Consider the following 12,104-nt stretch of genomic DNA (forward strand, 5'->3'; position numbering starts at 1 on the left):
AAGGAGAAAAAATGCTTTTATCAATTGTGATCCCCTGCTACAGATCTGCCCATACCATTGAGAAGGTGGTGGAGATGAGCATGGAGGTGATTCGGACGATCCCCGGACTGGACTGTGAATTTATCCTGGTGAATGATTGTTCCCCGGATGATACCTTTGAAGCTATCCGCAGGCTGGGCATCAAATATCCGAATGTAAAGGGAATTAATCTGGCTAAGAATTTTGGTCAGCATAATGCCATCATGGCAGGACTTCATGAGGCAAAAGGGGATTATATCATGGGAATGGATGATGATATGCAGACCCACCCGTCGCAGATCCCTGCCTTTATTAAGGCGATGGAAGAGGGCTATGATGTAGTCTTTGGAATATATAAGAAAAGAAAATTCAGTTTCATGAAGAATCTGACCAGCAAGATTGCTTCATTTATTGTATGGCATATGGTAGAGCGGCCTAAGGGACTGGAGGCTAGCAATTACTGGTGCTGCCGCAGGTATGTGCGGGATGAGATCGTGAAGTATGAAGGTTACAATCTTTACCTGCAGATCCTGTTTTATCGAACTACTTCCAATATTGCCAATATTGAGATCCAGCATTTTTCAAGAGAAGAAGGAAGCTCCAATTATAATTTTAAAAAGGCGTTCCGCTTGTTTATGTCTTTTCTGAATTATACAGTGATCCCTCTTCGGGCAGCAGAGGTGATGGGAGTTCTGTTTTCCCTTACCGGATTTATACTGGCAGTGGCTGTGCTGATCCAGAAGCTGTCCAATCCTGATGTGGCTATGGGCTGGTCTTCCCTGATGTGTGCCATGCTGATCTTCTTCGGTATTACATTTCTGATGCTTGGAGTTATGGGAGAATATATCGGTAAGATGATTCTGAACCAGAATAAAACTCCTCAGTATGTAATACGGGAAACAGTAAATGTTCAGAAGGCAGATGCTCAGAAGATAAGTGTTCAGAAGTCAGATGCTCAGGAACCGGCAGAAATTATACAGAAAAAAGGACATGGAAAAGCTGATGATTGATTTTAACAGGCCTGCCTATACAGGCAAAGAAATGGAATATATTCAGGATGCTGTACAAAGAGGCATGCTGTGCGGTGACGGGGAATATACCAAACGGTGCTCCAGATGGATGGAGGAAAGGTTTCATACAGCACATGTAATGCTTACCACTTCCTGTACCCATGCACTGGAGATGGCTGCTTATCTGTCCGATATACAGCCCGGGGATGAGGTGATCATGCCTGCATATACCTTTGTGTCTACAGCAGATGCGTTTGTACTTCGTGGCGCCAGGATCGTATTTGTGGATATCCGTCCGGATACCATGAACATTGATGAGAATTTGATCGAGCCGGCCATTACAGAGAAGACAAAGGCAATCGTAGTGGTCCATTATGCAGGAGTGTCCTGTGAGATGGATAAGATTCTTCAGATCGCACACAAATATGGACTGAAGGTAGTAGAGGATGCTGCCCAGGGCGTAAATGCCTATTATAAGGGCATGGCACTGGGAACTATTGGTGATTTTGGCTGCTATAGCTTCCATGAAACAAAGAATTATACCATGGGAGAGGGCGGCGCTATTTTATTTGATAAAGACGAGTATCAGGAAAAAGCAGAGATCCTCAGGGAAAAGGGAACTGACAGAAGTAAGTTTTTCAGAGGCCAGGTGGACAAATACCGGTGGATGGATTATGGTTCCTCCTATCTTCCAAGTGAACTGAATGCAGCCTATCTTTACGCACAGCTGGAGGTTTGTGACCAGATCCAGGATAAAAGGATGGAAATCTGGAATTATTATCATCGAGAGCTGGAAGCTCTTGAGAAAGAAGGCAAGATTACACGGCCTGTGATACCGGAAGGATGTATCCATAATGCTCATATGTACTATTTGAAAGTGCGGGATATGGAAGTTCGTACTAAGCTGATCCATTATCTTCGGGAAAAAGGTATCTGCAGTGTATTTCATTATATTCCTCTGCATACAGCACCGGCAGGACAGAAGTTTGGCCGTTTTGCAGGAGAGGACCGATATACTACAAAGGAAAGCGAGAAACTGTTAAGGCTGCCTATGTTCTACAACCTGGACATGAAGGATGTGGAGTATGTTACAGAGCAGCTGAAGTCCTTTAAGGAGTATTAAGCAAGTTGGATTTGTGACCAAAATATAGAAAATGGAAAGCCAAAAAAGGCAGAAAGGAAATCAAAATGGGAAAGATCAAAGTGACACCATGTGGAGATATTGAAGGATTGAAGGTAATCGAGCCAACTGTTTTTGGAGATGCCCGTGGTTATTTTATGGAAACCTACAATTACAATGATTTCAAGGAAGCAGGGATTGATGTGGAGTTTGTGCAGGACAATCAGTCCAGTTCCCACTACGGAGTATTAAGAGGTCTTCATTTCCAGATCAATTATCCTCAGGATAAGCTGGTTCGTGTGGTAAACGGTGAAGTGTTTGATGTGGCAGTAGATTTACGAGAAGGCTCCAAAACCTACGGCAAATGGTTTGGTGTTGTGCTTTCAGCAGAAAATAAAAAACAGTTCTTTATTCCAAAGGGATTTGCTCATGGATTTCTGGTACTTTCCGAAAGTGCAGAGTTCACCTATAAATGCTCTGACTTCTATCATCCGGGAGACGAAGGCGGCCTGATCTGGAATGATCCGGATATTGGAGTAGAATGGCCGATCCCTGAAGGTATGGAGCTTACTTTCTCTGACAAAGACCAGAAATGGGGGAGCTTTAAGGAGTTCCATAGATAGGAGAGAATGAATGCTTAAGACGATATTTTCCCTGCCGGCGGATGTATACAAAAACCGCCGGCTGGTTATGAAACTGGCTAAAAATGATTTTAAGACCAGATACGCAGGTTCCTATTTTGGAACCTTCTGGGCATTTGTGCAGCCCATTGTTACCATTATGGTGTACTGGTTTGTATTTTCTGTTGGCTTCCGCCAGAATACAGATGGGATCGGGATTCCTTTTGTACTGTATCTGGTAGCTGGGATTGTTCCCTGGTTCTTTTTCCAGGATGCCCTAGTAGGCGGGACCAACGCTCTTCTTGAATATAATTACCTTGTAAAAAAAGTCGTTTTTAACATCAGTGTGCTTCCTGTTGTGAAGATCATTTCCGCACTGTTTGTACACGGCTTTTTCGTGGTCTTTACAATTATTTTGTATGCCTTCTATGGAAGATTTCCGGACTGGTATTATCTGCAGATCCTGTATTACAGTATTTGTGTATTTATATTGTCCTTAAGCCTGGTTTACATTAGCTGTGCAGTGGTGGTATTTTTCCGTGACCTGACCCAGATCATCAACATCGGCCTGCAGGTAGGCGTATGGCTTACACCCATTATGTGGGTGGCAGATACAGCTTTGAAGGACCATCCGCTGATCCAGAAGATCCTTCAGCTGAACCCTATGTATTATATTGTTTCCGGTTACAGGGATGCATTTGTTGTAAAAAGGTGGTTTTTTGAAAGACCATTATGGACCTTATATTTCTGGCTCTTTACCCTGGTTTGTTTCTGCTTCGGAAACTGGGTATTTAAAAGACTGCGGATCCATTTCGCAGACGTACTATAGAAAGGAATCAACCTGTTTTGAGTGATAAAAATGTGATTTCAGTCCAGCATTTATCAAAAATGTATAAGCTGTATGACAAGCCCTCTGACCGTCTGAAAGAGTCTCTTGGCCTGTCCAGAAAGAAAAAATACAGGGAGCATTATGCCCTTCATGATGTGAATTTTAATATTCACGAAGGAGAATGTGTAGGGATCATCGGAGTGAACGGTTCCGGGAAGTCCACGATTCTTAAGATCATCACAGGAGTGCTGGCACCTACCACAGGGGAAGTGAAGGTCAATGGACGTATTTCTGCCCTTCTGGAGCTGGGAGCCGGTTTTAATATGGAATATTCCGGGCTTGAGAATGTGTATCTGAACGGTACCATGATCGGTTTTTCTGAGGAAGAGATCGACGCAAAGCTGGATGATATCCTTGCTTTTGCAGATATCGGAGATTATATCCATCAGCCGGTGAAAACCTATTCCAGCGGTATGTTTGTACGTCTTGCCTTTGCAGTTGCCATCAATATCGATCCTGAGATCCTGATTGTAGATGAGGCACTGTCTGTTGGTGATGTATTTTTCCAGGCAAAATGCTATCATAAATTTGAAGAGTTTAAGAAACAGGGAAAAACCATTCTTTTTGTTACCCATGACTTAAGCAGCGTGTCCAAATATTGTGACCGTGTGATCCTTCTTAACAAAGGTGTTAAGCTGGATGAAGGCTCACCAAAGGAAATGGTGGATCTGTACAAGCAGCTGCTGGTAGGACAGGAGCCTGTGAAACAAAAAACAGATGGGGGCGAGGACCTTGCAAAAGCAGCCGTAGCGTCCATCAGCCATGAACATTTTCTGCCAAATCCTAATACTCTGGAGTATGGGGACAAGCAGGCGGAGATCGTGGATTTTGCAATTAAGGATGATAAGGGGATGTTCACCAATACCATAGAAAAGGGAAGCACCTTCCAGATCCTTATGAAGGTTCGATTTAATGAGCAGATCCAGGAGCCGATCATGGCTTATACCTTTAAGAATATTAGGGGAACAGAGCTGACAGGCACCAACACCCTTTTTGAGAAAGCAGAAGTGCCGGAACCTGCTCCTGGAGGATGCTGCACAGTTACCTTTACACAGAAAATGGATCTGCAGGGTGGGGAATATCTTCTGTCCTTTGGCTGTACCGGCTATAAGGACGGGGAATTCAAGGTGTTCCACAGATTGTATGATGCGTGCAATATTACCGTTATTTCTGCCAAGAATACGGTAGGCTTTTTTGATATGAATTCGACTGTAACGGTTCAGGAGGATGATATATGAGGAAGATCGGTAATGTGATCCTGGATGATACCTGCTATCAGGGCAGGGATTTATATACAGATGGTGCTATTGAGGATGAAATGCTGGAGATTGCCAGAAATGTAAGTCCAGACAGATTTAATAAGATGATCGGGGAAAAGAAAAGTTGGCCCATTCTCTATCATTTTTCACATATCAGAGAGAATATCCTTAGCTGGATGCCTTTTACAGGCAAGGAAAAGGTGCTGGAAATCGGTTCCGGATGCGGTGCTGTTACAGGTGCCCTTCTTGGCGGAGCAGGTGAAGTGACTTGTATCGATCTGTCCATGAAGCGCAGTGAGATCAATGCGTGGAGACACAGAGACAGTGAGAAGCTGAAGATTCTTGTGGGAAATTTTCAGGATGTGGAGAAGAAACTGACAGAGAAATATGATTATATTACTTTGATCGGTGTATTTGAATATGGAGAGGCCTATATCCAGAGCCAGGATCCTTATGTGGATTTCCTGAAGATTATCCGAAAGCATCTGAAGCCAGACGGGAAGATCGTGATCGCCATTGAGAACCGTTTTGGTTTGAAGTACTGGGCTGGATGTACAGAAGACCATTTTGGTACTTTATTTGAAGGAATCCAGGGGTATCCATCCACAAAGGGCGTAAAGACCTTTACTGTAAAAGAACTGAAAAAGATCTTCCGGGAAGCAGGCGGCTTTGAAAGTACCTGGTATTATCCATTCCCGGATTATAAATTCCCTATGACCATTTATTCGGACAGAAGACTGCCAAGGCGTGGGGAACTGAATCGTACAGAATATAATTTTGACAGGCTGCGTATGGAACTTTTTCAGGAATCAGCAGTGTATGATTCCATTTTGGATAATGATCTGTATCCTCAGTTTGCCAATTCCTTCCTGGTAGTGATCGGGCAGGATAAATTTGAAACAGAGACAGCCTATATCAAGTATTCCAATGAAAGAGATCCAAGATTTAATATCCTTACCCAGATCTGCCAGAAACCAGATGGCAGCCGTTATGTACAGAAGCTTCCGACTGGGTTAAAAGCAGAAGCTCATGTAAGTAATATTTATGATAAAGGACAGGCTTTAGCCCCACTTTTTGAAAAAGAAAAGCTTTATGTCAACTCCTGCGAAAAAGTATCATATGGGGTAAAACTGGAATATCTGGAAGGGATTTCCCTGGAGGAGAAACTGGATACACTTCTAAAAGAAGGACAGTTAGATGAGGCAGAAAGCCTTTTATTTACTTATCTTCATAAGGCAGAACGGCTTTACGGCAGCCAGGATTTTAAGAAATCACCGGAGTTTATACAGGTGTTTGGCCAGGCTGGGCTTCCAGAAGGCTTAAAGGGCGGCAGGCTTGCAGATATTGATCTGGTTCCGGCCAATATCCTTCTTGGAAAAGGCAAGGACTGGGTGCTGGATTACGAGTGGACCTTTGATTTTTGCGTGCCTGCACACTTTATCATGTATCGTATGCTTCATTATTATCTGGAAAGTGACGGAAAGCGTCATGTGCTGAAAAACAGAGACCTTTATGAAAAGGCTGGGATCAGCCGGGAAGAACAGGAAATATATGCGAAGATGGAGCAGCATTTCCAGAAATACATGGTCGGAAAGCATATCCCTATGCTGTCTCTGTATGATGAGATTTCTCCAGGCAAGCTGGATGTGATGGAATATTATGACAGGATCCGGGGCTGTGGAGATGAGAGAAAGCTTCAGGTATTTTTCGACAGGGGACAGGATTTTCAGGAAAGAGACTCTTTTAAGTATCCTATGACCAGGAGAGGGCTATGTATTGATATCCCTGTACCTGCAGGCACAAGACGGATGCGTCTTGATCCTGGTGAAGTGCCGGGAGGTTTTAAAATCTGCAGGATCCGGTGGAGAGATCTGGGAAAGGCAGCCTTCCATACCAATGGGTTTGCACTTGGTGATCACTGCTACTATTTCGGCGGCGGAGATCCGCAGATCATTTTGGAAAATGTGCCAAGGGAAGCAGAGATCCTCACCCTGGAGCTGGAGGCCTTAAAGGAACAGGAAGCAGTAAAGGAATTCTGGAGCAGATTTGCACGGGAAGAAAATGAAAAAAATGCTCAGATCCAGGATCTGAAGGCTCAGCTGAAGCAAAAAGAAGCCCAGATCCATGAAATGGAAAATACAAAGGCATGGAAGTTATACAGAAAGCTGAAGCCGGAAGGAAAAGGGGCTTCATCAAAGAAGCAGGAGTAACCGGATGGAACAGTTAGTGTGGAGTGTAGATGACCGTAAATACCAGGAGAAGAATGAAAAATCCCTGATTCTGGAAGGGTGGGCCTTTCAAAGGGACAGCCAGCCCTTACGTTTCCTTCTTACAGATCCGGCAGGGGAGCAGCTCCCGATGGAGGAGCCGGTGCGCTTTGCCAGACCGGATGTGGAAGCCGGATATCCGGAGACATCAGGGACAAAGCAATGCGGTTTTACAATAAGGATCCCCAATGCAGAAGCGCTTGTAAAGAAGCATGAAAAGCTGAGGCTTGTGGTTACAGATGGAAAAGAAAAAGCCATTTTGTGGGAAACAGATCCACAGCAGCTTTATGATTTTTGTAAGGATCAGATGATGGAGGTACACATAGACCGACAGGAGGTGCTGTACCGCACCATGATCGCTGCAGAGGGCTGGGTACTTTGCCAGAAAGGTACTGACCGGATCCTGCTTCAGGACGGTAAGGGGAATCCGGTATCCTTGAAGCTGAGCCGTGGACGCAGGCCGGATGTGGTGGAAAGTCTGGCGCTTGGCACAGAATATAAAGAAAAAGAACTGGGATTTCAGATCAGCGGCAAACTGGCAGATGTGGCCGGAGGCAGGCTGGTGTTGGTTTTCATTGGGAATACAGGCAGGGAAGAGATCCGAAAACAAGTGGAAATCGACCTGAAAAAGCTTCAGGCGGAAAATTCACCTGCCGGCAGACGTAAAAAGGTGCTGGCCTGGGAAAATCGGAAAGAGAATCTGGAATGCCTGCGAAAGAAGGGAATCCGTGGATTTTTGAAATATGTGGATGCAAAAGCCGGAATCGTGACCGGAGACTATGAGCAGTGGCTGATGCGTCACAAAGCCGGGAGAAAAGAGCTGATGGCCCAGCGGAAAACCCATTTTCCTTATGAACCTAAGATCAGTATTGTGATCCCTCTTTATAATACACCATTACCTTATCTGAAGGAGGCGGTGGATTCTATCGTAAAGCAAACCTACAAGAACTGGCAGCTTTGCCTGGCGGACGGAAGTACAGGAGATGAGCTTACCAGTTATATTCATAAGCATTATGGCAGGGATCTAAGGATCTGCTATAAAAAACTGGAAAAGAACGGGGGTATTTCAGAGAATACTAATGCGGCAGTAAAAATGGCTAAAGGGGATTATATCCTTCTTGCAGACCATGACGATGTGGTAGCACCGGATGCACTTTTTCATATTGTAAAAGCCATCAATGAAAGTATTCAAAAAGGTGATCGTCCGGCAGATGCACTGTACACTGATGAAGATAAGATCAGTATGGATGGTGCCCATTATTTTGAACCAAATTTTAAGCCGGATTATAATCTTTTCCGTTTAAGGGAGAATAATTATATTTGTCACATTTTTGTGGTAAAGAAAGAATTGTTAAAGCAGGTTGGACTTTTTTCATCAGATTATGATGGAGCACAGGATTATGACCTGATCTTGCGGTGCTGCGAAAAGGCGGAAAACATAGTGCACATTCCAAGGGTACTGTATCATTGGAGGTGTCATATGGAGTCTACAGCAGCAGATCCTGCAAGCAAGGCTTATGCCTATGAAGCAGGGAAAAGAGCACTGGAAGCACATTACAAAAGAATGGGGATCCAGGCAGAAGTGGAGATGACAAAGAGGCCAGGCTGGTACAGAAGCCAGGTGAAGATAAAGGGACAGCCCTTGATCTCCATTATCATACCAAATAAAGATCATGTAAAGGATCTGGAACTGTGTATTTCTTCTATTGATAAGAAAAGTACCTACCGAAATTTTGAAGTACTGGTTGTGGAAAATAACAGCAACCATCCGGAAACCTTTGAATATTATGAGAAAATGACCCGAAAGTATTCTTTTGTAAGGCTTCTCACATGGAAAGAAGGTTTTAATTTTTCTGCTATCAATAATTTTGCAGCAGCCCTGGCGAATGGGGAATATTTCCTATTTCTGAACAACGACGTGGAGGTGCTTACTCCCAACTGGATCCAGGAAATGCTGATGCTTTGTCAGCAGAAGGACGTAGGCGCGGTAGGGGCAAAGCTGTTTTACCCAGATGATACCATCCAACATGCAGGTGTGGTGATCGGCCTGGGAGGCATTGCAGGACATATTTTCTGCAGGGCGTCCGGCAGTGCAGATGGCTATATGGGACGATTGGTAAGCGTACAGGAATACAGCGCAGTGACAGCTGCCTGTATGCTGGTTAAGAAAGAGGATTTTCTGCTGGTAGATGGTTTTGATCCGGAGTTTGTAGTTGCATTTAATGATATTGATTTCTGCATGAAGCTTGGACAGCATAAGAAAAAGGTAGTATTTACGCCTTACGCACAGCTGTATCATTACGAGTCTAAGTCCAGAGGCATGGAGGATACACCGGAGAAGCAGCTTCGCTTTAAGAAAGAAACCCTGCTTTTTGAGAAAAAATGGGGAAAAGAGCTGGCCAAAGGAGATCCTTATTATAGCCCGAATTTATCAGTGACAGAAGGAGACTGTTCCTTAAGAGAGGTTTAAAATGTATAAGGAAATATTTGAGGTAACGAAAGAACGGTTCCATTTACAGGATCCTACACGGTATGTTCTGCAGGGAACCTGGCCCAAAGAAGGAAAAATGCTGGCTTTTCTGGATAACAGCCAGTTAAAGGCAGATATCCAGAAGCTAGAGATCGTTAGCGCCATGGAGCGCTTCAAGGATCCAGACAGGATCCGGGGAGAACGGATCACAGCAACGATACAGCTTCCACAGGATCTGAAGGGCTACCATAAGCTGAAGATCTATGCAGACACACCAGATAAAAAGGAATTGTGGTTTTCCATTCCGGTGAAGGATCTGGAGAAAAAAAGAGGAAAGCCACAGTATTATATGGAAGAGGAAAAGGTGCAGGCAGGCTGTGTCCGTTTAAGGGGCTGGACCATTGCTGACGGACCGGTTTCGGTCCATATTTTTGATGAAAACAAAAAGCCTGTCCAGGCAGATATCCAAAGGACTGCACGGGTGGATGTGGAACAGCTTTATGAGGAAGCAAAGGATCCTGGAAAAACAGGGTTTTTTGCAGAAATAACCGGGTTTTCTGGTAAAGTAATGTATCTGGTTTTTGAATGTAAAGGCAAAAAGTCAGTTTATGTAGTGCATCTGCAAAAACCGGTGATCCTGGCAAATAAGGTGGAAAAATATGCGAAAAAGGGCATGAAATATTTGAAATATCAAGGCCCTGCTGCGTTATGGAATAAGACAGTATCTAAGGTGAAAACTGTTTCCACCAGGGAAATCCCTTATTCTAAATGGATCGAGAGGCATCTTCCCACAAAGGGAGAACTGGAAAAGGAGCGGCGTACAAAATTTGATTTCCAGCCAATGATCTCTATTGTGGTTCCTGCTTACAAAACACCGGAAAAATATCTGCGCAGACTGGCAGAATGTGTAAAAGAGCAGACATATCCTAACTGGCAGCTTTGCATCTCTGATGGAAGCGGGGCAGATTCTCCTATCAGGAAGCTGCTGCAGGAGCTGGCAGCCCAGGATGAAAGGATCAAGGTCGTTTTCAGTGAAAAGCCCTTGCAGATTTCTGAAAATACCAATCAGGCGCTGGCAGTTGCACAAGGAGATTTCATTGCTTTTGCAGACCATGATGACGAATTGACTCCTCATGCGTTGTTTTCCTGTGTAAAGGCGTTAAATGAACATCCGGGAATACGGGTGCTTTATTCTGACGAAGATAAAATGTCCATGGATGGGCACAAATTTTTTCAGCCTCATTTTAAGCCGGATTATAACCCAGATCTTCTTTGTACAGTCAATTACATCTGCCATTTATTTGTGGTGAAGCGGGAGCTGCTGGATCAGGTTGGTATGCTTCGCAGTGCTTATGACGGGGCACAGGACTACGATTTTGTATTCCGGTGTGTGGAGGCAGTGAAGGACCAGGAGATTTATCATATCCCTAAGATTCTGTATCACTGGAGATGCCATGAGGACTCTACAGCAGAGAATCCGGAAAGCAAAGGCTATGCTTTTGAAGCCGGGAAGAGGGCCATTGAGGCTCATTATGAACGTATCGGCATTTCGGCACAGGTATTTCCTGGAGAATTTCCTGGACTTTACCGTACCAGGTTCCTTCGGGACAGGGATCCGTTGATCTCTATCATCATTCCTAATAAAGATCATATTGATGATCTGAAACGGTGCATGAATGCCATTGACAGTAAATCTACTTATAAGAACTATGAGTATGTGATTGTTGAAAACAACAGTACAGATCCGGCTACCTTCCAGTACTATAAAGATCTGGAAAAGGAAAATCCAAAGGCTCGTGTGGTGTACTGGGATGGTCCATTTAATTTCTCAGCGATCAATAACTTTGGGGCAAAGTATGCAAGAGGAGAATATTTTCTGCTTCTGAATAATGATACGGAGATCATTAACCCGGATTGTCTGGAAGAATTGCTTGGCTATTGTATGCGTCCGGATGTAGGTGGTGTAGGCGCAAGACTTTACTATGAGGATGATACCATCCAGCATGCAGGAGTGGTGATCGGCTTTGGCGGGATTGCAGGACACTGCTTTGTGATGCAGCCAAGAGGGACTACAGGCTATTGCCACAGGATCATCTGTGCCCAGGATTACAGTGCTGTTACAGCAGCCTGTATGATGGTAAAAAAAGAAGCCTTTGAAAAGGTGGGCGGTTTAAGCGAAGATCTGGCAGTTGCATTTAATGATATTGATTTCTGCCTGAAACTGCGGAAGGCCGGTTATCTGATCGTATACAATCCTTATGCAGAGCTGTATCATTATGAGTCAAAATCAAGAGGCCTTGAGGACACACCTGAAAAGGTGGCCAGATTTAACAGGGAAATGGCTGTGTTTGAGAAAAAATGGCCGGAGATCCTTCGTGACGGAGATCCCTACTACAATCCAAATCTTACTTTAAAGAGCCAGGATTTTTCCCTGAAGAGGATTTAAATGAT

8 protein-coding genes are annotated in these 12,104 nt (G+C 44.2%); all 8 read left to right on the forward strand.

The window, feature by feature from the left end; genetic code table 11:
• Positions 1–11: 11 nt before the first annotated feature.
• The 8 genes from G5B11_RS06325 (at position 12) to G5B11_RS06360 (ending at position 12,099) form a co-directional block, all read left to right on the forward strand.
• A complete protein-coding gene (locus tag G5B11_RS06325; RefSeq protein WP_173727262.1) occupies positions 12–1,028 on the forward strand; it encodes a glycosyltransferase family 2 protein in 1,017 nt (338 codons plus the stop codon).
• On the forward strand, positions 1,021–2,151 hold the full coding sequence (gene rffA, locus G5B11_RS06330; protein WP_173727282.1) for a dTDP-4-amino-4,6-dideoxygalactose transaminase: 1,131 nt from the start codon (positions 1,021–1,023) through the stop codon (positions 2,149–2,151). The genes G5B11_RS06325 and rffA overlap by 8 nt, the downstream gene beginning before the upstream one ends.
• 65 nt (positions 2,152–2,216) lie before the next feature.
• Positions 2,217–2,771 carry a dTDP-4-dehydrorhamnose 3,5-epimerase gene (gene rfbC, locus G5B11_RS06335; protein ID WP_158421413.1) on the forward strand — a complete coding sequence of 185 codons (555 nt, stop codon included), beginning with the start codon at positions 2,217–2,219 and terminating at the stop codon, positions 2,769–2,771.
• Between the two features lie 10 nt (positions 2,772–2,781).
• Positions 2,782–3,597, forward strand: coding sequence for an ABC transporter permease (locus tag G5B11_RS06340; RefSeq protein ID WP_158421414.1), 816 nt, complete (start codon positions 2,782–2,784; stop codon positions 3,595–3,597).
• Between the two features lie 17 nt (positions 3,598–3,614).
• On the forward strand, positions 3,615–4,895 hold the full coding sequence (locus G5B11_RS06345; RefSeq protein WP_158421415.1) for an ABC transporter ATP-binding protein: 1,281 nt from the start codon (positions 3,615–3,617) through the stop codon (positions 4,893–4,895).
• The gene (locus tag G5B11_RS06350; RefSeq protein ID WP_173727263.1) at positions 4,892–7,126 is read left to right on the forward strand and encodes a class I SAM-dependent methyltransferase; all 2,235 of its coding nucleotides are present in this window, start codon (positions 4,892–4,894) and stop codon (positions 7,124–7,126) included. The genes G5B11_RS06345 and G5B11_RS06350 overlap by 4 nt, the downstream gene beginning before the upstream one ends.
• 4 nt (positions 7,127–7,130) lie before the next feature.
• Positions 7,131–9,653 carry a glycosyltransferase family 2 protein gene (locus tag G5B11_RS06355; protein ID WP_173727264.1) on the forward strand — a complete coding sequence of 841 codons (2,523 nt, stop codon included), beginning with the start codon at positions 7,131–7,133 and terminating at the stop codon, positions 9,651–9,653.
• A 1-nt stretch (position 9,654) separates the two neighbouring features.
• Positions 9,655–12,099, forward strand: a complete 2,445-nt coding sequence (locus G5B11_RS06360; RefSeq protein WP_173727265.1) for a glycosyltransferase family 2 protein — start codon at positions 9,655–9,657, stop codon at positions 12,097–12,099.
• Positions 12,100–12,104: the final 5 nt, after the last annotated feature.

Source organism: Blautia glucerasea (assembly GCF_013304385.1).
Taxonomy (GTDB): Bacteria; Bacillota; Clostridia; order Lachnospirales; family Lachnospiraceae; genus Blautia_A; species Blautia_A ammoniilytica.

What these genes read in the sequence shown, in the direction of transcription:
- G5B11_RS06325 (WP_173727262.1), top strand. Translation starts at nt 12, where the DNA reads ATGCTTTTATCAATTGTGATCCCCTGCTACAGATCTGCCCATACCATT.
- rffA (WP_173727282.1), top strand. Translation starts at nt 1,021, where the DNA reads ATGATTGATTTTAACAGGCCTGCCTATACAGGCAAAGAAATGGAATAT.
- rfbC (WP_158421413.1), top strand. Translation starts at nt 2,217, where the DNA reads ATGGGAAAGATCAAAGTGACACCATGTGGAGATATTGAAGGATTGAAG.
- G5B11_RS06340 (WP_158421414.1), top strand. Translation starts at nt 2,782, where the DNA reads ATGCTTAAGACGATATTTTCCCTGCCGGCGGATGTATACAAAAACCGC.
- G5B11_RS06350 (WP_173727263.1), top strand. Translation starts at nt 4,892, where the DNA reads ATGAGGAAGATCGGTAATGTGATCCTGGATGATACCTGCTATCAGGGC.
- G5B11_RS06355 (WP_173727264.1), top strand. Translation starts at nt 7,131, where the DNA reads ATGGAACAGTTAGTGTGGAGTGTAGATGACCGTAAATACCAGGAGAAG.
- G5B11_RS06360 (WP_173727265.1), top strand. Translation starts at nt 9,655, where the DNA reads ATGTATAAGGAAATATTTGAGGTAACGAAAGAACGGTTCCATTTACAG.